General features: G+C 59.4%; 17 protein-coding genes and 1 tRNA gene. 14 read left to right on the top strand and 4 right to left on the bottom strand.

The genetic code is table 11. The annotated features are described in order from the left end of the window. Window positions 1-141 precede the first annotated feature (141 nt). Window positions 142-1,401, bottom strand: a complete 1,260-nt coding sequence (locus tag RWL87_RS03705) for a hypothetical protein (RefSeq protein WP_313968960.1) — start codon at window positions 1,399-1,401, stop codon at window positions 142-144. A gap of 372 nt (window positions 1,402-1,773) precedes the next feature. Further along, window positions 1,774-4,446, bottom strand: a complete 2,673-nt coding sequence (gene pepN, locus RWL87_RS03700; RefSeq protein ID WP_313968959.1) for an aminopeptidase N — start codon at window positions 4,444-4,446, stop codon at window positions 1,774-1,776. Window positions 4,447-4,665: 219 nt separating this feature from the next. Between pepN and RWL87_RS03695 the strand changes: the two genes are divergently transcribed. Further along, a tRNA-Leu gene (locus RWL87_RS03695) sits at window positions 4,666-4,751 on the top strand. Window positions 4,752-4,919: 168 nt separating this feature from the next. Here the strand turns inward: RWL87_RS03695 and RWL87_RS03690 are convergent. Beyond that, complete coding sequence (locus tag RWL87_RS03690) at window positions 4,920-6,005, bottom strand: 2,3-butanediol dehydrogenase (protein ID WP_313968958.1); 1,086 nt, start codon at window positions 6,003-6,005, stop codon at window positions 4,920-4,922. Window positions 6,006-6,344: 339 nt separating this feature from the next. Here RWL87_RS03690 and RWL87_RS03685 point away from each other — a divergent pair, with 339 nt between their 5' ends. The 10 genes from RWL87_RS03685 (at window position 6,345) to RWL87_RS03640 (ending at window position 16,110) form a co-directional block, all read left to right on the top strand. Then, complete coding sequence (locus tag RWL87_RS03685; protein WP_313968957.1) at window positions 6,345-7,937, top strand: amidohydrolase; 1,593 nt, start codon at window positions 6,345-6,347, stop codon at window positions 7,935-7,937. A 276-nt stretch (window positions 7,938-8,213) separates the two neighbouring features. Continuing rightward, window positions 8,214-9,173, top strand: a complete 960-nt coding sequence (locus RWL87_RS03680; RefSeq protein WP_294628501.1) for an L-lactate dehydrogenase — start codon at window positions 8,214-8,216, stop codon at window positions 9,171-9,173. Window positions 9,174-9,443: 270 nt separating this feature from the next. After that, window positions 9,444-9,719, top strand: a complete 276-nt coding sequence (locus RWL87_RS03675) for a hypothetical protein (protein WP_313968956.1) — start codon at window positions 9,444-9,446, stop codon at window positions 9,717-9,719. Window positions 9,720-9,901: 182 nt separating this feature from the next. Then, entirely contained in the window at window positions 9,902-10,765 is an 864-nt protein-coding gene (recO, locus tag RWL87_RS03670; protein ID WP_313968955.1) for a DNA repair protein RecO, read from the top strand. A gap of 175 nt (window positions 10,766-10,940) precedes the next feature. Then, a complete protein-coding gene (locus RWL87_RS03665; protein ID WP_049349629.1) occupies window positions 10,941-11,732 on the top strand; it encodes an isoprenyl transferase in 792 nt (263 codons plus the stop codon). 43 nt (window positions 11,733-11,775) lie between these two features. Beyond that, window positions 11,776-12,864: a quinone-dependent dihydroorotate dehydrogenase gene (locus RWL87_RS03660; protein ID WP_313968954.1), complete on the top strand. Its 1,089-nt coding sequence runs from the start codon at window positions 11,776-11,778 to the stop codon at window positions 12,862-12,864. A 429-nt stretch (window positions 12,865-13,293) separates the two neighbouring features. Then, a complete protein-coding gene (locus RWL87_RS03655; protein ID WP_313968953.1) occupies window positions 13,294-14,016 on the top strand; it encodes a DUF6318 family protein in 723 nt (240 codons plus the stop codon). 2 nt (window positions 14,017-14,018) lie between these two features. Beyond that, window positions 14,019-14,732, top strand: coding sequence for a DUF6318 family protein (locus tag RWL87_RS03650; RefSeq protein ID WP_313968952.1), 714 nt, complete (start codon window positions 14,019-14,021; stop codon window positions 14,730-14,732). Window positions 14,733-14,761: 29 nt separating this feature from the next. After that, entirely contained in the window at window positions 14,762-15,454 is a 693-nt protein-coding gene (locus RWL87_RS03645; protein WP_313968951.1) for a DUF6318 family protein, read from the top strand. Window positions 15,455-15,456: 2 nt separating this feature from the next. After that, on the top strand, window positions 15,457-16,110 hold the full coding sequence (locus RWL87_RS03640) for a DUF6318 family protein (RefSeq protein WP_313968950.1): 654 nt from the start codon (window positions 15,457-15,459) through the stop codon (window positions 16,108-16,110). Window positions 16,111-16,345: 235 nt separating this feature from the next. Here the strand turns inward: RWL87_RS03640 and RWL87_RS03635 are convergent, their stop codons facing one another. Next, entirely contained in the window at window positions 16,346-16,975 is a 630-nt protein-coding gene (locus RWL87_RS03635) for a DUF3043 domain-containing protein (RefSeq protein ID WP_294644656.1), read from the bottom strand. Window positions 16,976-17,090: 115 nt separating this feature from the next. Between RWL87_RS03635 and RWL87_RS03630 the strand changes: the two genes are divergently transcribed. From RWL87_RS03630 to trpD, 3 genes are all read left to right on the top strand, one after another. Continuing rightward, a complete protein-coding gene (locus RWL87_RS03630; RefSeq protein ID WP_313968949.1) occupies window positions 17,091-18,485 on the top strand; it encodes a M20/M25/M40 family metallo-hydrolase in 1,395 nt (464 codons plus the stop codon). A gap of 301 nt (window positions 18,486-18,786) precedes the next feature. Continuing rightward, entirely contained in the window at window positions 18,787-19,140 is a 354-nt protein-coding gene (locus RWL87_RS03625) for an iron-sulfur cluster assembly accessory protein (RefSeq protein WP_070738423.1), read from the top strand. A gap of 113 nt (window positions 19,141-19,253) precedes the next feature. Next, window positions 19,254-20,327, top strand: coding sequence for an anthranilate phosphoribosyltransferase (trpD, locus tag RWL87_RS03620; RefSeq protein ID WP_313968948.1), 1,074 nt, complete (start codon window positions 19,254-19,256; stop codon window positions 20,325-20,327). The last annotated feature ends 395 nt before the right edge of the window (window positions 20,328-20,722 follow it).

Raw genomic sequence — 20,722 nt, 5'->3', positions numbered from 1 at the left:
GGCGCTCAGGATAGAGGGAGGGGTGCAGGATAAAGAGGCTCAGACTGGAGGGCACACGAGGCGCACAAAGGGGGCGGCTACCTCACCGTGATGGTGGGGTAGCCGCCCCTTCCGTATTTTTACGTCCTGTTGGGAAGGAGTTTATGCCTTCGAATCGGTTTCTTCAGCTTCTTCGTCGGTCTCTTCGTATTCTTCCTCGTACTCGTCGTAGGCTTCGTAGTCATCGTAGTAGGGCTGACGACCAAAGTAGAAGGCAACTGCCGCAACAGCGCCGCCCAGAATCGCGATGAGCATGCCGAGCATCGGGGTCCACAGCATTGAAATCAGGCCGGCGACCAGAACGGCAAGACCGGCACCCTTAATCAGGTTCAGAAGACGCTCACGCTCAGAGGGCTCGTAGTATTCCTCTTCCTCAATGCTGTACTCGATAACCGGCTTCTCTGCGGCGGGTTCGTTGCGGGTCGGCTCGGGTGCGGAGGAGCCACCGGTCAGGGAGCTCATGAAACCGCGACGCTTCTTCGGAGCCTGTTGTGCGGAAGACTCCAGGTAGTGGCGTTCACCTTCGGTGGGCACGAATGCCGGGGGCACCTCGTAGTCTTCACCAACGGGCAGAAGCGCCGGAACGTTGTTGGGCAGAGTCTCGTACCATTCCTGCGGAATGTCGGCGGGGCGTGCAGCCTGAACGGTCAGGGACAGCTCAAGGGTATTACCGCGAATCGTACCCCATGCGCTGGTGAGGCGGTCGTTCTCGAATGCGTAACGAATCACGGGCGCGAGCTGCTCAGACATCTGGGTGCTCAGGCGACCGACGAGCTTGCGGTCGTGGCGCACCTCCACGCTGTCAACCACGCGGCCGTCGGAGGTCTTTAGCTGGTTTGCTTCCAGGGTCAGGATCACGCGACCCTCACCGCTGGGCGGCAGGATGCTGTGCAGGTATTCGGAGTGCTCCTTCTCATCCAGCACCTTCATGGACGGGCCCTGGGGGAGCAGGGTCGCGCGGGTCGGTGCGTCATTGAGGGGGAAGAGCGAGCCGGGTGCGGACAGCGAGAGCACGCCGGTGCTCTTCACGTGCATGCCGCCGCCTTCTGCGCGCACAGCAACAGCAGAAAGCTGCAGGTGCGCAATCGGCTCATAACCGGAGGCAACCACGCGGGTAATGGAATCCCAGTACGCGGCGGAGTCCTCCACGCTCATGCGGCCCACCTTGAACTCGTCAATGTAGACGGCAATGCTATTGGGTTCGTAGGGGTTATCCGGTTCGGGAACGAGGCGCGCTTCACCGTACCAGATACGTTCACGGTCGATGTGCAGTTCCTCAAAAATTTGGAGGGTTTCTGCTTCGTAGTAATCATCGGTGACAATGTCAACGCTACCGCGGTCACCGAGTGCGTAATCGACCACTGAAAACTCCTTCTGATATGTCTAAGCGAGCGGATACCTAGTCTATTCTCTCATGCTTTCAGAGCGGACAGCCCACAAAAAGAGGTGACATTTATCCGTCTTTTAGCACCCGATGCACATACTCTGCTGGCTCGGTGAAACCTCACCCGCAATGAGCACCCACGTCAATGCGGGAGAGAAAAAATTAGGCGGCCCGCAAATCACTCTAGAACGTGAAAATAAGGCAGAAAAAGACCACCGCCCGGCGCGTCCCGTTACCGGGAGCGTGCCGAACGGCAGTCTCTCACAGCGGATTGAGAACCTGGCGGGGGAGAGCGGAACCTAGTCTAGGCACCGGTCCACACCCCGCCTCAGCTGCTCAAACCGTGCAGCTTAGCCCAGCAGGGAAGCGTTGAACTTCTGAGCCACAATCGAACGGCGGCCGTGATCCTGAGCCTCCAGAACCAGACGGCGCAGAGCCGACGGAGCGTCGGGGTTCGCCTCCAGCCAACGCTGAGCCAGCGCCACGGAGGGGTTGCCCTCAACACCCAGACCCTCGGTGGAGCCGGTGTTGTACGGAGCCTTCGGGTACAGGCCACGCACAATGCGGGTTGCCATACCAATCGAACGGGACGCCCACAGAGGCAGCAGAGCCTCAAAGTAGGAGTCGTAGTAGGACTCACGCAGCTCAACCGGACCGCGAGCAAAACCGTTAATGGTCGAAGCCAGGGCGTCGTTCGACAGCGACTCGTCTTCCATGATGGTCTTGTATGCGGCAGCCTTACGCTCAGCAGAGGGCAGGGCAGCAATCGCGTATGCGTAACCATTCGAAGAAATCGAGGAGGGGCTGTACTTAGCCGCACGGTCCAGATCCTCAACGGTCACCAGGTCACGGCTTGCGAGCGCACCCAGCGCACTCCAACCCAGGTTCTGGTCGTAAGGAATGCCGGTTGCGTCAGCAATATCGCCGGTGGTGTCTTCGAACGCACCGCGGGCAATGTCACGGCAGAGCTCTTCACCCTTGGTCGCGTTGGTAGAGACCGAAATCAGGCCGCGCAGCAGGATCAGCTGCTCATCGGAGCCGGGCTTAGCCTGTGCCAGTGCGGCTGCGAATGCGTCATAGAGAGCGTCGTAGAGGCGCTCGCGGCCGGTGGGTGCGGAGAAGGTTGCGATAGCGACCTGTGCGTTGTTGACCATGGTGCCCAGCAGGGATGCGCTCGGCTCCTTGGAGACGTTGCGGACGACTGCGTCGACGTAGGTGGTGACGGGCAGGCGTACATCGCGCACGTTCTCCCAGAGGGAGCCCCAGATGAGGCCGCGGGAGAGTGCGGACTCGAGGGTGGAGACACCTTCGATAGCTGCCTGCAGGCCGTCTTCGTCGGTCAGGGCAACCTTGGCGTAGGTGTGGTCCTCTGCGTTGAGCATGAGCAGGTCTGCTTCGCCAACGAGCTTCTTCTGCTCGTCGGTGAGCTCTACGCGGTACTCGGAGACAGGCTCTGCCGGGTACTCGAGGGAGAGCAGGCCGGTGGAGACGAGCTTGCCGTCGGTCAGCGCGAAGGTTTCCAGCTTTGCCACGTGCGGGCGGCCCAGACCTGCGGGCTGCTGTGCGGGCAGTTCCTGGGTGAGAATCAGATCGGTGAGCTGGCCGTCTTCGCCGTAGACGCGCTTGGTGCCCAGTGCGGACACGCCGGAGGTCTGCAGCCATGCGTTAGCCCATGCCTGCATGTCGCGGCCGGAGACCTCGTTGAGTACCTGCAGGAAGTCGTTCAGGGAGGTGTTGCCCCACTCGAAGCGCTTGAAGTACACGCGTGCTGCTTCGATGAAGGTGTCGAAGCCGACGTAGGCTACCAGCTGCTTGAGCACGGATGCGCCCTTTGCGTAGGTGATGCCGTCGAAGTTCTGCGATGCTGCTTCCAGGTGGGGGATGTCAGCGACGATGGGGTGGGTGGTGGGCAGCTGGTCCTGCATGTATGCCCATGCCTTGCGGTTGTTCGCGAAGGTGACCCATGCGTCGTTGAAGTTGTTGGCTTCCTTAGCGCCGAGGGTGCCCATGAAGTCTGCGAAGGATTCCTTGAGCCACAGGTCGTCCCACCACTTCATGGTGACGAGGTCGCCGAACCACATGTGTGCCATTTCGTGGCAGATGGTGTTGGTGCGGCCTTCGAGGTCGTCCTCGGTTGCGCCGGAGACGAAGATGTAGTCTTCGGTGAAGGTGACCAGGCCGGGGTTCTCCATTGCGCCGATGTTGTATTCGGGTACGAATGCCTGCTCGTACTTGGGGTACGGGTAGGGGTAGTCGAAGAGGTCCTGGAAGAAGTCCAGGCCGTTTTCGGTGACCTTGAAGATGTGGTCGTAGTCGAAGTGCGGCTTGAGGGACTGGCGGCAGTAGACGACCAGGGGAATGTCACCGCTGTTGACCTTGCTCTTGGGCTTGTAGGTGGTGGTTGCGGTGAAGTATTCGCCGGCAACGATTGCGGTGATGTAGGTGGAGATCTTTGCGGTGGGGGAGAAGACTCGCTTGGTGATGGAGTCGTCGGTGGGGTCAGTTACCTGGGATTCGAGTACGCCGTTGGAGCTGACAACCCAGTCCTTGGGTGCGGTGATGCGGAAGTTGAAGACTGCCTTCAGGTCGGGCTGCTCGAAGTTCGGGAAGACTCGGCGGCAGTCGGAGGGCTCGTACTGGGTGTACAGGTAGACGCGACCGTCGGAGGGGTCGAAGTAGCGGTGCATACCTTCGCCGGAGCGGGAGTAGTAGGAGCGACCGTGGATGGTGAGCACGTTTTCTGCCTGCAGGTTGGGCAGGGTGATGCGTGCGCCGTTGACGACATCTGCCAGGTTCAGCTCGGTGCCGTTGAGCTTAACGGAGTCGACGCTGTGGTGGATGTAGTCGATGAAGGTTTCTGCACCGGGGGTGTTGCAGGAGAATCGGACGGTGGTGACGGTGGGGTAGGACTCGAATTCGGGGTCCTTGGCGTTGGTCAGGTCGACATGCACGTCGTAGGTGTCGACACTGATGAGAGCCGAACGTTCTGCGGCTTCTTCGCGGGAGAGGTTCTCATTATTCATGCTCTTTATTCTAGTCGGTATGACCGGAAATATGGCAGTTGAACGGGCGTGCTCGTCATATTAGTTGAGAAGTGAGGGGTAACGGCATGGTTTGGGATAAACGATACTCAATATGTGACACAGAACATACTCTTTCGATTTGCGGAGTGTCCAGAAAGCCCGTATAGTATTACGTGTTGCTTCGAACGGCGCCGAAAGGAAAACGTTCGAAAGTCACCTGCGCGGGTGGCGGAATAGGCAGACGCGCTAGCTTGAGGTGCTAGTCCTCGTATTAGAGGGTGGGGGTTCAAGTCCCCCCTCGCGCACAGATAATCCCCGGTTCTTCGGAACCGGGGATTTTTGTATGCCCGGTTTTGTATGCCCAGTAAAAAGCACACAAAAAAGTAGTGGGGTGAGGCTCCTTGATAGGAACCTCACCCCACACTAGCTACGCTAAGGAAGCTAGAAGAGCAGCTACATCAGCTGAAACTGAATTACTCAGCCAGACGCTCCGGGTCGGTGGTGACCAGAATCTTCACAGCGGTCTCGTTGTGGTGAATCAGGGTGTCGAAGCCCTTGTCAATCAGGTCTTCCACAGCGATCTTGCCGGTGATGAAGGGCTTCAGGTCAATCTTGCCGGACTCAACGAGCTTAATGGTCTCCGGGTGGGAGTTCACGTATGCGATGGTGCCGCGGATATCGAGCTCCTTGAGCACAACCTTCTGAACGTCCAGGGAAGCGGGCTTGCCCCAAATGGAGACGATGACGACCTTACCGGTGGGCTTGAGGGCATCCAGAATCAGGTCCAGTGCGGGCTGAACGGAGGTGCACTCGAATGCGATGTCAGCGCCGCGGCCGTCGGTCAGCTTGTGAATCTCAGCCAGAACGTCAGTCTCTGCGGGGGAGAAAGCGTAGTCAGCAACACCGGAGTCCAGAGCCTTCTGGCGGCGCAGCGGGGACAGCTCGGAGATGATGACCTTAGCACCCTTAGCCTTCAGAACTGCGGAGGTCAGCAGACCGATGGGGCCAGCACCGGTCACCAGTGCGAATGCGCCCTCTTCGAACTCGCCTGCACGCTCAACAGCGTGGTAGCCAACGCTCAGGGGCTCAATCAGTGCAGCCTCGTCCAGGGGAATGGTGTTGGGGATCTTGTGAACCCAGCGGCGCTTGACGGCAACCTTCTCGGACAGACCGCCACCGCGACCTGCCAGGCCGATGAAGTTCATGTCCTTGGACAGGTGGTAGTCCTTGGAGTCGGGGCCGGTGTAGACGTCATCACGAATGATGTAGGGCTCAACAACAACGTGGTCGCCAACCTGCAGGTCGTCTACGCCTTCGCCCAGTGCCTCAACAACACCGGAGAATTCGTGACCGAGGGTGACGGGGGAGTCCTCACCAGAAATGGGGTGGGGGTGACCGTGCTGGGGGCAGAAGATGGGGCCGTCGAGGTATTCGTGCAGGTCGGTACCGCAAATACCGCACCAGGCGACCTTGACCAGAACCTCGCCCGCAGCGGCTTCGGGTGCGGGGATGTCTTCAATGCGGATGTCGTGGCGGTCGTAGAAGCGTGCTGCCTTCATGGGATGGAGCTCCTTAGCGTGGTTGTGGCGCTCACAGCGGTGTGTGCTTGCCGGTACGGTTCGCGTCCATGGGTCTGTCACGGTGTTGACAGAGGTCCAAACGACATGGTTTGGGCCGGTTGTGAACTGTCCTGCCGGCATTCGCATCGCTAGCGCCGGATGGTGATGGGTGCGGCTGGATTGTCGCTCCCATGTGCTTAACGCTACTCCAATGAATCAAAGATTCCTAGGATATATACAAAATTTCTTTTATGTGACACAAATTTCTTTTTGGGTGTTTTCGACTCCATCACGCCCGACCCTCTAGCGCCCGGCGAGCACAGACGGTAGCTTAGAAGCATGACTGACGCGAACGCACAGGGCATCGCCGCCCACACCCAGCCCGAATCACCGTCTGAGCGAAAGGCGCCGACCCGACCCGCCGCAATAACCCGCCGATACGAGGCACCCGACGCTGATTGCGTGCGCGGTAGCGAGTATTCCGAGATTCTTGCCCTCGAAACGGAGCAGCGTAAGCGTGCCGCTGAGCACCGCCGCAAGCGCGGGCATAAGAGCTTCGAGCATGCGCATCCCGAGCAGGAACGTAGTCACGGCGAGCGCCACGGTCATGGCGAGCACCACGGTCATGGCGAGCACCACGAGCACGGCAAGCATCACGGGCACCGCCTCGATGAAGACAGCGGGCTGGCGCATATTCGCCGCGACCTCGCCGAATCCATCGCCACGCGCGCGGATTCTCTGACCGAAATTCTCAAGGCTATTCACGCACATCCCGAGACTGCCTACGAGGAGTATTTTGCCTCCCGCACGCTCGTTGATACGGTTCGCGAAGCCCACCCGAACCTTAGTGTCGAGTACCCCGCCTTCGGGCTGGATACCGCTTTTAAAGTGGAGCTCACCAGCGCCGACTACGACCCCGCCAAGCACCGCACCATCGCGATTCTCTCCGAATACGACGCGCTGCCGGGCATCGGTCACGGCTGCGGCCACAACGTCATCGCGGTATCCGGGCTGGGCGCTTTCCTTGCCCTGGCGGATGCGCTCGCCACCGGCCCCGAGGCGTTCAGCGGCAGGGTCCTCTACTACGGCACGCCCGCCGAAGAGTCCGATGCCGGTAAGGAGCTGATGGCGCGTGCCGGCGCGTTTGAGCAGGTGGATGCTGCCATTATGGTGCACCCCTACTTTATTGATGTGGCTGATCAGGCGTGGTTGGGTCGCCGTGAATGTCGCGTGACCTACACGGGCGTGAGTGCGCACGCTTCCTCCCACCCGTTTATGGGTCGTAACGCCCTGGATGCGGCGAACATGGCGTATCAGGGGTTGGGTTTGTTGCGTCAGCAGATTCCCGGTTCTGACCGTATTCACGCGATTATCGACCACGGCGGTGACGCCCCGAACCTGATTCCTGCCTCCGCGAGCCTGCACATTAATATCCGTTCCAAGCACGCGCCAACTCTGCGTGCGCTCTCGCGACGGGTTGAGGAGGTGCTGCGCGGTGCGGCGCTCATGGCTGGTGTGAGTGCGGAGGTGACGTGGGATTCTTCGCCGATGACCATGCCGGTGCGCACGAACCGCCCGCTGCTCAAGCGTTGGGTTTCGGCTCAGCGTTCGGTGGGCCGTCACCCGTACCCGCCCGGTACGGTCAGTGACACGCTGGCGGCTTCGACCGATTTCGGTAATGTGAGCCTGCGTGTGCCCGGTATTCATCCGCTCATTCAGATTGCGCCTGAGGGTACCGGTATGCATACGGTGGAGTTCGCGCACTGTGCGGACACTCCGGCGGCGGTTGATGCTGCCCTGGATGCGGCATTCGGGTTGGCATCTGTGGCTTTGGACTTCCTGGTTGATGACGAATTGGCTCAGGCGGTCCGTGCCGATTTTGAGGCTTCCGGAGGCGCGGTAGATGTGGAGGGCTACTTTAGCGACATGTGACCTTGCTCAAAAGGTCAGAACGTCATTATTTGGTTTTGTGAGTGAAAAACACCCCTCATAGCCTATAAAGTCACCAGCACCCATCGAAAAAAGCAAAATAACCCAACACAAAACGCAGAATCTGCGGCATAATAGAAAGTAACGAAGCGAGCCCACCGGGGGAGAACGCCCACACCAGGGAAGCCGACTCCGAGGCACACACCCGCTTCCTAATAAACCCCGCGAGAATCCTCTCGCACCACACGGATAACTCTCACGAAAAGAGGGCATACAGCAATGAACGGTGTCAACAACCCCACCAAGCTCGGCGTCATCGGTGCAGGCGGCGTCGGTAGCGCAACCGCATACGCAGCTATGGTCCGCGGCTCCGCAGACGAGATCGTCCTGTACGACATCGACGGCAAGCGCGCACACGCTGAAGCACTGGACATCGCACACGGCGCAATGTTCGCACACGAAGCAACCGTAACCGGTGGCGACGACATCGAACTGCTGCGCGACTGCGACATGGTCATCATCACCGCTGGTGCTCGCCAGAAGCCCGGCCAGCCCCGCCTCGAACTGGCAGGCGCAAACGTCGCAATCCTCGAGAAGCTGCTGCCGAACATCCTGTCCGTAGCACCCAACGCGATTATCATGCTCGTCACCAACCCCTGTGACGTTCTCACCATCGTGGCTCAGAAGATTACCGGCCTGCCCGCAAACCGCGTGCTGTCCTCCGGTACCGTTCTGGACTCCTCCCGCCTGCGTTGGCTAATCGCTAACAAGGCTGGCGTCTCCATCAAGAGCGTTCACGCAAACGTTGTTGGTGAGCACGGCGACTCCGAGTTCCCCGTCTGGTCCGCAGCAAACATCGGTATGGTTCCCCTGACCGAGTGGGAGCAGGACGGCAAGCCTCTGTTCACCGAAGAGGTCCGCGCCGAGCTGGCAACCGAAGCTATGCGCGCAGCATACAAGGTCATCGAGGGCAAGGGTTCCACCAACTACGCAATCGGTATCTCCGGTGCACGTATCGCTGAGGCATTCCTCGGCGGCCAGAACGCAGTGCTGCCCGTCTCCACCACCATTGCAGGCGAGCTGTACGGCTTCAAGGACGTTGCACTGTCCCTGCCCACCATCGTGAACCGCGAGGGCATCCAGCGCGTGCTCGAGGTCCCCATGAACGAGGCTGAGCTGGCACAGCTGAAGGCATCCGCTGAGGCAATCCGCGCATCCGCAGCTTCCCTGGGCTTCTAATCCCGGCTTCTAATTCTCACGGGCTCATAACCCGTAAGAAGCAACCATTCAGTAGGCGCAGCGTCAAGCTGAGCTAACCGACAGAAGAACCCGCCGCACCCGGCACCCGCCCCTTTGAGGAGTGGGGGACTGGGAACGGCGGGTTCGCTGTGCCTGTGAGGTGTTTTTTATGCGGCATTTTATACACCCGCCCGTTCATAGTTCTGCGTTTAAACCGCCGTATGACCGCCCGGCGCACACCATAGGCGCGCAGGTAGTAGAATAAATGGCATGAGCAATGATCCTCGCACTGAACTCACCCGCCTCCTTGACGCGCTGGAGGCGCACCTGACCGCCGTTGTTAACCGAAGCGGCGAGCACGACCCTGCCGTCGATGAGGCATACGTAGAAATCGCCAACGCCTTTGAAGCCTACGAAGATGCCCTCTTCGAGGCTCACAATGAGGTCACCCCCCTGAGCGTCTACGGCGATGAAGACGAGGATGACCTTGAAGAAATCCTCGACGATGAAGACGACATCGACGACGATATTGAGTACGAGGACTAAATAGCGTCTCGCCCATACGTTACGGACCGACCCCTGACCGGTACCCCCTATGCGGGGTAATACGGCAGGGGTCGAACCGTACCCGCAACACCCGCGCGGCTCTTGTTTGAGCTCCACTGAGCGGCCGCAGAAAACATACCCACCAAATACCCGCCGAGCATATACCGAGAACGGAGACACCCGTGAGCGAACCCCGCACCTGGCGCGATGCCGCCCTCATCCTCCGCACCCAAAAACTCGGCGAAACCGACCGCATCATCATCATGCTCACCCGCGACGGTGGAATCACCCACGCCGTCGCCAAGGCCGTACGCAAACCCACCTCCAAGTTCGGTGGGCGACTCGAACCGTTCATGCACACCGACCTGTCCTTCAGCCGCGGCAGAACGAACCTGCACACTATCACCCAGGCGGCGACCCTGCACGCCTACACCGCGCCGATTATGGCGAACTACGATGCGTACACCTGCGCCTCCACCATCGCTGAACTGGCGGAAGCACTCACCAATGACACCGACAACACCGCCGATATTTACACCCTGACTCACGGAGCGCTTGCCGCGCTCGCGCACGGGCAGCATGTGCCGCAGAGGATTCTGACCCGCTACCTGGCGCGTAGCATGAACGCCGCCGGTTGGCCGCTCATCGGTGAGAATTGCACCCGATGTGGCAACCCGCTCGTGAACGCAGAGAGCCAGGGTGCGGACAGCGCAGGTAATGCTGGTGCAGACAACGCCCCCAACACTGCAGGTGGAAGCGGAAGGTACATTGCCTTCCACACCGCCCACACCTACGGGCACCACACCGTGCTCTGCCCCCAATGCGCACCCGCCGTCGACACGCCCCTGACCGGCCTGCGTGCCGAAGAGCTCGGCTATGCGCTCGCCACCGCATCGGCGGATCCACGCGCCTGGGCGACTATTGACGCAGCGCCGGTGCCGGTCGCCTCCAAAATTCTGGGACTCTACCTGAAGACCACCCAGAACCTGCTCGAACACCCCCTGAAAACGGTGAGCGCCCTCGAAGCAGAAATTCCTGCATCGTAAAAGATACACGCCGGTGCTTCAAACATGCGTCAACCAGGACGCAAAATAACCCCCGAAGCACCCACCCATGCGCGCTGTGTCACGGTAAAATAGCTAACAGCACGCCAGGTTTATATCTGGCGCATATCTAGGCAAACGACCCCGGGGGAGAACCCGCCAGGGAAGAAAGGCACACATGGCACGCACCCAGCCCGTACCCCCGCCCGCACACCCCACCGGGGCAACCCCGCCGCCGATCCCGAAGAAGTTTATTCCGCAGCACGTCGCCGTCGTCATGGACGGTAACGGACGCTGGGCGAACGAACGCGGCCTGCCCCGCACCGAGGGCCACCGCGCCGGTGAGGCGGCACTGCTGGACGTCGTTGCGGGCGCTATCGAAATGGGCATCCCGTACGTGACCGCCTACGCGTTCTCCACCGAAAACTGGAAGCGCTCACCCAGCGAAGTTGCGTTCATTATGCGTTTCTCCACCGAGGTGCTGCAGCGCCAGCTGGAAACCCTCAAGACCTGGGGCGTGCGCATCCGCTGGGCTGGTCGCCGACCCAAGCTGTGGAAGAACGTCATCGAAGAGCTTGAACACTGCGAGCGCGAAACCATCGATAACACCGTCTGTACCCTCACCATGTGCGTGAACTATGGCGGCCGCGCAGAAATCGCTGACGCGGCGGCAGCTATCGCAGCGGACGCAGTGGCGGGCAAGCTCAAGCCCGGCAACATTACCGAAAAGACCATCCAGAAGTACCTGGACGAGCCCGACCTGCCCGACGTTGACCTGTTCCTGCGTTCCTCCGGTGAGCAGCGCATCTCGAACTTCCTGCTTTGGCAGAGCGCCTACGCCGAGATGATTTTCATGAACGTGCTCTGGCCCGACGTTGACCGCCGCACCCTCTGGGAGGCTGTCGAAGAGTACGCACGCCGCGACCGCCGCTACGGTGGCGCAGTCGACGCTGTGGCGAACGACAAGTAACGCCCCATAAACCACCCACACCCTCCAACCTTAGGGAGAACAAATGCGCATCTACCCGACCTTCTTCAACATCTTCTTCAAGGGCATGGATCCTGAGAAGGCACACCACGTCGGCTTCTGGGGCGTTCAGACCCTGCGCAACGTCGGCATCACCCGCGCGCTGCGCAAGTACTTCCAGCCTGCACCGGAACTGGCAACCACTGTCATGGGTATTACTTTCCCTTCGCCGTTCGGTCTGGCTGCTGGCTTCGATAAGGGCGGTAAGGGTATTGCCGCGCTGGCTGGTATCGGCTTCGGCCACGTCGAGATTGGTACTATTACCGGTCAGGCGCAGCCCGGTAACCCGCAGCCGCGCCTCTTCCGCCTCGTGGAAGATAAGGCGGTTATCAACCGTATGGGCTTCAACAATGACGGTGCCGCAGCGGCAGGTCCGCGTGTTGCTGCCGCCCGCGCAGACCTCGAAACCGAATACCGCGGCGCCGTACGCCCGGTCATCGGCGTGAACATCGGCAAGACCAAGGTCGTCGAGCTTGAGAACGCTATCGAGGACTACCTGATCTCCACCCGCACCCTGGCACCGCAGGCAGACTACCTGGTCGTCAACGTTTCTTCCCCGAACACTCCGGGTCTGCGCACCCTGCAGGCTATCGAGTCGCTGCGCCCGCTGCTTGCCGCAGTGCGTGAAGAGGCAGACCGCGTATGCCCCAACCGCCACGTGCCCCTGACCGTGAAGATCGCGCCGGACCTGGTCGATGAGGACGTTATCGAGGTGGCAGCCCTTGCTAAGGAGCTGAAGCTGGACGGTATTATCGCCACTAACACCACCATCGCCCGTGAGGGTCTGGGCCTGACCAGCGATATGACTAAGGTCAAGGAAATTGGTGCCGGCGGCCTCTCCGGTGCGCCGCTGAAGCCCCGCTCCCTTGAGGTGCTGCGCCTGCTCAAGTGCGAAATTGGTGACGACCTCGCGATTATCTCGGTTGGCGGCGTGACCACCGCTGAGGATGTGCAGGAGCGCCTGGATGCTGGCGCCGACCTGGTGCAGGGCTACACCGCGTTCCTGTATGAGGGTCCGCTCTGGGCGGCACACATTAACCGTGGCCTGGTGAAGTTGCGCCGCGCTCGCCGCTAAAAGGCTTACAGGCGGGAGCTGTATGCTCCCCGGCGTGCTGAAAAGGGGCACCGTTCTCTACCCGTTGGGGGTGGAGGCGGTGCCCCTTTTTTGTACCCTCTATTCCCTATTCCGCCGAAAAGCCACATGTGTTTCGAAAAGCCACTAAAGAAGTAGCTTTTCGAAACACATGTGGCTTCTGGGCACGCATAGTTATTTGACGTATAAAGCATTGAATTGTTCGAATGGTGGCGATTCGTCGCTATTACACTCATTGCAAAGCAAACGACTGCATACATGCGGTAGGGTTTTATATGTAGCCTCCCGCGGCGCATTGTTGCGTCTGCTGGGTACGCTGCGCGGCTGGGTTCTTCCGGCGGTCAATAATGACCATTTTTACCAGCCTGATAAGTGCATACACACCATCACCGACGATAGGAGCGCACCGTCTTGGAGCCTCGTACCTTCCTTTACCGTACCCAAATTCATCGCCGTACCCTGCTGGGTAGCGGCGCACTTGTGGGCTTTGGCGCCCTGCTTGCGGCGTGTGGCCAGCAGGCAAATAATGAGGCGGCAGCTTCTTCTACTGCCGCGTCGAGCGAGACGGCTTCTGCAGCGGCATCTGAGTCACCCTCGGCGAGCGCAACCCCGTCTACTGTCCGTGGCTACTCGGGCGGTTCGAAGGCACCGGATGGTGAGTATCGCCCGGCTGATAAGCACGGTAACGCTCAGAACGTGCCGAAACCCAACGCGCCCGAAGATGGCTACAACGAAAAGTCCCCCGAAGGCATACGTAAGACAATGGATGCATGGATTAAATGGGGTAATTATGGTGTGCAGACCGGTGACTATTCAATGGCTCGTCAGTTTATATCACCGACTTTTGAACGTGAACTAAACGAATACAATCATATTGAAGAACTTTATCGACGTGGAGGTTGGGTAATTGATGGAATAGAAAACATGGTTGCTAATGAACCGCCTTGGTCAGAAGATGGAGAGACTTATTTCTGGAAGGTATACCGAGAATGGAACCGCGAGATATATGTTGAATATGATGGTAGCTGGCATGGATGGAATAATGATGATAAAAGCAATGATACGTTTAAATATGAATTGAAGCATAACGGAACAAAGTGGGAAATTATAGGCTACGAAGGCGTAGATGATTAATCATGGAGAAATTTTTGAAGGATTCTGTTGTGTTGAATCGCCGTGCATTGTTGGGCGGCGGCGCTCTTGTGGGGCTGGGCGCCTTGCTTGCGGCGTGCGGCCAGCAGGCGAATAACGAGGCGGCAGCCACCGCAACCGCGGCGCCGAGTGAATCGCCTTCGGCATCTGAAGTTACTGCTGCATCAGCCACTCCGTCCAGTGCTCGCGGCTACTCGGGCGGTTCGAAGGCCCCCGATGGGGAGTATCGCCCTGCTGATAAGTACGGTCCGGCACAGAATGTGCCCAAGCCTGCTGAGCCTGAAGACGGGTATCGTGAGAAGTCTGTTGAAGGTATGCGTAAGACTTTGGATGCCTGGGTCAAATGGGGTAATTATGGCGTGCAGACTGGTGATTATTCGATGGCTCGTCAGTTTGTGTCGCCGACTTTTAAGAGCGAGTTGGAGGCTTATGAGGGTGTCGAGAGGCTTTACCAGCATGGTGGTTGGGTGATTGATGGTATTGAAAGCTTGACTGCTGATGGTGCGCCGTGGTCTGAGGACGGGGAGACTTATTTTTGGAAGGCTTACCATGTCTGGGAAAAGGAGATTTATGTTGCGGCTGATGGTAGTTGGCGTTCTTGGACTAATGAAGATAAAACTAACGACACCTTCATTTTCGAGCTGAAACACAACGGCCAGAAATGGGAAATTATGGGTTACAAAGGCGTGGATGATTAATCGTGGAGAAATTTTTGAAGGATTCTGTTGTGTTGAATCGCCGTGCATTGTTGGCTGGCGCCGTGTCCCTTGGTGCGTCCGCTCTGCTGGCGGCGTGTGGCCAGCAGGCTAGTAACGAGGTGAGCGCCTCTTCAAGCGCGGCGCCGAGCGAGTCGGCTTCTGCTGCGGCATCTGAGTCACCTTCGGCGAGCGCAACCCCGTCTACTGTTCGCGGCTATTCGGGCGGTTCGAAGGCCCCCGAAGGCGAGTATCGCAAAGCTGACAAGCACGGTAACGCCCAGAATGTACCTAAACCCAACGTGCCTGAAGACGGCTACAACGAAAAGTCCCCTGAAGGCATGCGCAAGACACTGGATGCCTGGACTCAATGGGCTAACTACGGTACTCAAACTGGTGATTTCACCATGGCACGCCAATTCGTATCTCCAACCTTCGAGAATGAGCTCAACGCCTACGCAGACATTGAGGATCTTTACAAAAGCGGTGGATGGGTCATCGGCGGTGTCGACCATTTCCTAACTGAAGGCGCCCCATGGTCAGAAGATGGTGAAACCTACTTCTGGAAGGTGTACCGCGAGTGGGACTACGAGACCTACGTTGAGTCTGACGGTAGCTGGCGCCGTTGGGAAAATAAGGACAAGACTAAGAACACTTTTAAATTTGAGCTGAAGCATAATGGTAATAAGTGGGAGATCATGAACTACGAACACGTGGAGGGCTAACCATGAACCCCAACACGCTGAACCGCCGCTCAATGCTGACCGGAGGCACACTCATCAGCCTCAGCACCCTACTCGCCGCCTGCGTGCCGCACGACATCACAACTGCAGGAGACGGATCCACCGCCTCCGGTGCAGCCACCAACAGCAGCTCAAGCAGTGGAGCCGGCAACAACTCCGGTAGCGGCGAATACCGCAAAGCAGATGCCAAAGGCCCCGCCCAAAACGTCCCCAAACCCAACGCCCCCGAAGACGGCTACCGCGCAAAGACCCCCGACGGTCTCCTCAAAACCATGGACGCCTGGAACCAGTGGATCAACTATGGCGTCCAAACCGGCGACTACAGCAAAGCACGTGAATTCCTCTCCTCATCAAACGACGGAGAACTCAAAATCTACAAGGAAATAGAAGCACTCTACCAGCGCGGCGGATGGGTCATCGACGGCCTCGAATACTTCAAACCCGCCGGCATACCCAGAACCGACGACCATCAAACCTACTACCTGGAAACCAACCATGAATGGGACAAACACACCGAGGTAGAACCCGACGGCCGCCAAGAAACCTGGAGCAGCGACAAGGAAGAAGAAATCTACACGTTCGCCCTCGAACACCGCGACGGCAAATGGCAGATCCTCTACTCCCGAATCGAAGCCTAATCGTACCGGAGCCTAGCCCCGACATATATGTCCAGAAGCCACATGTGTTTCGAAAAGCCACCAAAGAAGTGGCTTCTCGAAACACATGTGGCTTCTCGCGTAAGAGGGTAAGAATTAGCGGGCATAAAAATAGGGGAGAGGCCTGAACCTTCAAGACCTCTCCCCACACCCAACAAGCGCAACCCCCACAGAGCCACAGAGCAACTAGGGAGCCACACCGCAGGGCACAAACGACTTAGTGCGGGTACTCGCCGTACTTCACCATCGGAACCGGGCGGCGCATACGACGAATCATCATCACACGGTTAAACGCATACATGCCAGAACCACGCTGAACCTCGTCGAACTTCGCAATCAGCTTCTTCTTCAGGCCACGCCACAGAATGAAGTAGTCAACAACCCACAGAATCATCAGCGCATACATTGCGTACACGGAACCGTAATAAATCGTTGCACCAACGCTAGACGTACCAGCCACGCCCTGAGCAATCCAGCCACCAATGAGCAGAACCAGCAGAATAGCCAGCATGAAATCGCCAAGGTTACGACGCGCATCCACATAATCACGGATATAACGGCGCTGCGAACCACGGTCCACGGCGGGCAGGTAACGCTGATCGCCACCCATCAACGCATCATTCTGACGCTCACGAGCCTTCGCCATCGCCTCACGTTCACGAGCCTTCGCCTCCTTACGGTCATTAACAACCAGAGGCTGACGACGAGCCGCCTGCTGCTCCTTACGCGAAGGAGTAGGACGGCCCTTCTTCGGGGTGAACTTCGGATTAACCGGAGCCTGAGGCTCCTCTACAACCTGCGGCTGAACAGCTTCCGCTTCAGCCTTCTCTTTCTTACGACCAAACACCCTCCCATCATACCCGAACGGCACACACCAAACCCGCCCCCACAAGCGCACACCAGCAACTGAAACGAACCCAACCGCCCGGCGGCGGTGGGTAAGGTGGGGGTAAGGTAGAAACATGACTACTGAATTCACCCACCACAGCGCCCTACGCGACGCCGTCACCAAAAACTTCGAAGCAACCCTGCAGACCCTCACCGAGCTCGTCGCTATTCCCTCCATCGCCTGGGAATCGCACGACCTCACCCAGGTAGACCGCAGCGCCGAGGCAGTCGCCGCGCTCGCAACCAAGGCAGGCTTCGACAACGTACGCATCGAACGCGCCACCTATACCACCGCAGACGGCACCGAAAAGCAGGGCATGCCCGCCGTTATCGCCCAGCGACCCGCCGCAGAAGGCTACCCGACCATCCTGCTCTACGCCCACCACGACGTACAGCCCGCCGGCAACCTCGACCTGTGGGACACCGAACCCTTCGTCGCAACCCGCAAGGGCGACCGCCTCTACGGCCGCGGCGCAGCAGATGACAAGGCAGGCATCCTCGTGCACCTCGCCGCGCTCGCAGCCCTCAACGAAACCCTCGGCGAGGACTTCAAGCTCGGCGTGAAGCTCTTCATCGAGGGCGAAGAGGAGGCAGGATCGCCCTCCTTCGTCTCCTTCCTCAACACCTACCGTGAGGAACTGTCCGCCGACTACATTGTCGTGGCAGACTCCGCCAACTGGCGTGCCGGCGTACCCGCCCTGACCACCAGCCTGCGCGGCGTCGCATCCGGCGACATCGAGGTGCGCGTGGGCAGCCACGCCATCCACTCCGGCATGTTCGGCGGCCCCATGCTCGACGCCCACACCCTCATGGCGCAGCTCCTCGCAACCCTGCACGACGCCACCGGCGCCGTAGCCGTCGAAGGCCTGCACCGCGCCCCCGAACCCGAACTCGAATACGCCGAAGCGGACTTCCGCAACGACTCCGGCATCCTCGACTCCGTACCCCTGGCAGGCACCGGATCCGTTGCATCCCGCCTGTGGACCCAGCCGGCAATCTCCGTCATCGGCATGGACATCCCCAGCATCGCAACCTCCTCCAACACCCTCGCCGTCGTATCCCGCGCACGCATCAGCACCCGCCTGGCACCCGGCGACAACCCCGAAAACGCACACCGCGCACTCGCCGAACACATCAAGGCACACGCACCCCACGGTGCGCAGGTCAACTACACCGCCGTCGACTCCGGCATGCCCTTCGCCACCGAAGTTGATGCAGACGGCGCACAGACCGCCCTCGACGCAATGCGCACCGCCTGGGACGTCGAACCCGTACAGACCGGCATGGGCGGCTCCATCCCGTTCATCTCCGACCTCAAGGACCTCTTCCCGCAGGCACAAATCCTCGTCACCGGCGTAGAAGACCCCGACACCCGCGCACACAGCGCCAACGAGTCCCTCTACATCCCGGACTTCAAGAACGCAATCCTCGCGGAGGCGCTGCTGCTCAGCGCACTCGGAACTCGTTAGTCGTTCGCTAGAGACGCTAGAGATACCCGAGCTCGCCAGAAATAGCCGCGCAGAATGCGCTCGCTAAATCAACCCGCAAAAAGTGGGGGAGAGGGGCCACCAAACCCCAACCCCCACTTTTTCGGTATCCTAGAAGCAGAATTACTTATAAAGCCCCCACTCAAACACTCACGCCCCCGGCGAACTATGCACACCCTAGGTTGTGCTCAGCTCTCCCCGGCGCGTATCGTGAAGGCTAAAACGCCCACACGCACCCACACGCGGCGCACCCGGGCAACCAACGAAACAAAGGACAACACTCATGAGTGAAACCACCACCGAACTGCCGACCCACGGCGTCAACCTCACCGAAGTAGCACAGACCAAGGTCCGCGCCCTCCTCGAACAGGAAGGCCGCACCGACCTGCGCCTGCGCATCGCAGTCCAGCCCGGCGGCTGCTCCGGTCTCATCTACCAGCTCTACTTCGACGAGCGCGTCCTCGACGGCGACGCAGTCCGCAACTTCGACGGCGTAGAGGTCATCGTTGACAAGATGAGTGCACCCTACCTCGACGGCTCCACCATCGACTTCGAAGACACCATCGAAAAGCAGGGCTTCTCCATCGACAACCCCAACGCAGCAGGCTCCTGCGCATGCGGTGACTCCTTCCACTAAACCGAAGCACCCCAGCGCTAAGCACCACCAAGGTGCAACACGCCTAATAAACCCCCGTCTCGCATACTGCACCCAACCATGCAGATACGAGACGGGGGTTTTACACTTAACACATGACTACGCACGAAATTACCTGGAAATACATCCTCAACCAGCTCGTCAAGCACCAGAACCTCAGCGACACCGAAGTCGCCTGGGCAATGGACCAGATCATGACCGGCCAAACCGAACAGCCGATTCTTGCATCCTTCCTCACCGCGCTACACTCCAAAGGCGAAACCCCCGAAGAACTCGGCGCACTCGCAGCCGGCATGATCGCCAAAGCCGAAACCGTCGACATCGACCCCCACGCCGTAGACATCGTCGGCACCGGCGGCGACCAGCAAAACACCGTCAACATCTCCACCATGGCAGCCCTCGTCATCGCAGGCACCGGCGCAACCGTCGTCAAGCACGGCAACCGCGCCTCCACCTCCAAATCCGGCTCCGCAGACGTCCTCGAAGCCCTCGGAATCCGCCTCGACATGCCCATTCCCGCAGTCGCCGAGTGCGCTCGCGAGACCGGCATCACCTTCCTGTTTGCGATGACCTTCCACCCGGCAATGCGCCACGTGGGCCCGACCCGCCGCATGCTGGGTATTCCGACCGCGTTCAACTACCTGGGCCCCATGACCAACCCGGCTCGCGTGAAGTCCTCGGCAATCGGCGTGGCAAACCCGGTCATGGCCGAGAAGATGGCTCACGTCTTCGCTGAACGCGGCGACCACGCCCTGATTTTCCGCGGTGATGACGGCCTGGATGAGCTGACCATTGCGACCACGAGCCGCCTGTGGGAGGCTGTCGACGGCAAGCTGACCGAGTACCGTTTCGACCCGACCGAGTACGGTCTGCAGAACGCACCGCTGGAGCAGTTGCGAGGCGGCGACGCCGAGTACAACGCGGGTGTGTTCCGCGCCATTTTGGCGGGGGAGGGGGAGTCCCCGAAGAGCCCGCTGCGCGCCATTCACGACGCCGTGCTCATCAACGCAGCCGCAGGTCTTGTGGCGTACCGCCCGACCAACGGCGAGAGCTTTGAGACCCGCTTCACTCAGGCCCTGGCTGATGCACGCGAATCCATTGCATCCGGTGCAGCGGAGCGAGTGCTCAATGCGTGGGTAGAGTTCAGCGAAAAGCACGCAGAAGCGTAGAGCTCTAGAAATCAATGACAGACACCCGAGACGAACAGAGCGCGCCGAAAGGTGTGGAGCTGGGGTCTCGGGTGTTTGTCGTTTAACGGAACGCATTGAGGAGCTCAAAGGTCCGGAGCAATTGAGCGCGTAGTTGCGGGTTGAGGAAGCTGAGGCGCGCGGAGTTCAGAGTGGCGGGCGAGAACAGCGTAGTCGCACCACAAGGGGCGCAGGCTCGACCTGCATCGGTCAGAGCGTGCCAGCCAGAGCGTCAAAGGCACCGGTGAGCAGTCGGTGGGGTAGTGAAAAATAGCTCTACTTTACATAATGTATATTATCGGCTTTTTAGGGAGGTCTAGAATGAACCCAAGATTCCCCCTATCTAAATAAAGTCTTAACAGTTCATGTATTAACCT

The sequence above is a fragment of the uncultured Rothia sp. genome, from assembly GCF_963555405.1.
Lineage (GTDB): Bacteria > Actinomycetota > Actinomycetes > Actinomycetales > Micrococcaceae > Rothia.
Note: the sequence above shows the minus strand (reverse complement) of the source record. Positions and strands in the feature narration are given on the sequence as shown.

What these genes read in the sequence shown, in the direction of transcription:
- RWL87_RS03660 (WP_313968954.1), top strand. Translation starts at nt 11,776, where the DNA reads ATGCGCATCTACCCGACCTTCTTCAACATCTTCTTCAAGGGCATGGAT.
- RWL87_RS03690 (WP_313968958.1), bottom strand. Translation starts at nt 6,005, where the DNA reads ATGAAGGCAGCACGCTTCTACGACCGCCACGACATCCGCATTGAAGAC.
- pepN (WP_313968959.1), bottom strand. Translation starts at nt 4,446, where the DNA reads ATGAATAATGAGAACCTCTCCCGCGAAGAAGCCGCAGAACGTTCGGCT.
- RWL87_RS03640 (WP_313968950.1), top strand. Translation starts at nt 15,457, where the DNA reads ATGAACCCCAACACGCTGAACCGCCGCTCAATGCTGACCGGAGGCACA.
- trpD (WP_313968948.1), top strand. Translation starts at nt 19,254, where the DNA reads ATGACTACGCACGAAATTACCTGGAAATACATCCTCAACCAGCTCGTC.
- RWL87_RS03685 (WP_313968957.1), top strand. Translation starts at nt 6,345, where the DNA reads ATGACTGACGCGAACGCACAGGGCATCGCCGCCCACACCCAGCCCGAA.
- RWL87_RS03650 (WP_313968952.1), top strand. Translation starts at nt 14,019, where the DNA reads ATGGAGAAATTTTTGAAGGATTCTGTTGTGTTGAATCGCCGTGCATTG.
- RWL87_RS03625 (WP_070738423.1), top strand. Translation starts at nt 18,787, where the DNA reads ATGAGTGAAACCACCACCGAACTGCCGACCCACGGCGTCAACCTCACC.
- RWL87_RS03680 (WP_294628501.1), top strand. Translation starts at nt 8,214, where the DNA reads ATGAACGGTGTCAACAACCCCACCAAGCTCGGCGTCATCGGTGCAGGC.
- RWL87_RS03630 (WP_313968949.1), top strand. Translation starts at nt 17,091, where the DNA reads ATGACTACTGAATTCACCCACCACAGCGCCCTACGCGACGCCGTCACC.
- RWL87_RS03665 (WP_049349629.1), top strand. Translation starts at nt 10,941, where the DNA reads ATGGCACGCACCCAGCCCGTACCCCCGCCCGCACACCCCACCGGGGCA.
- RWL87_RS03675 (WP_313968956.1), top strand. Translation starts at nt 9,444, where the DNA reads ATGAGCAATGATCCTCGCACTGAACTCACCCGCCTCCTTGACGCGCTG.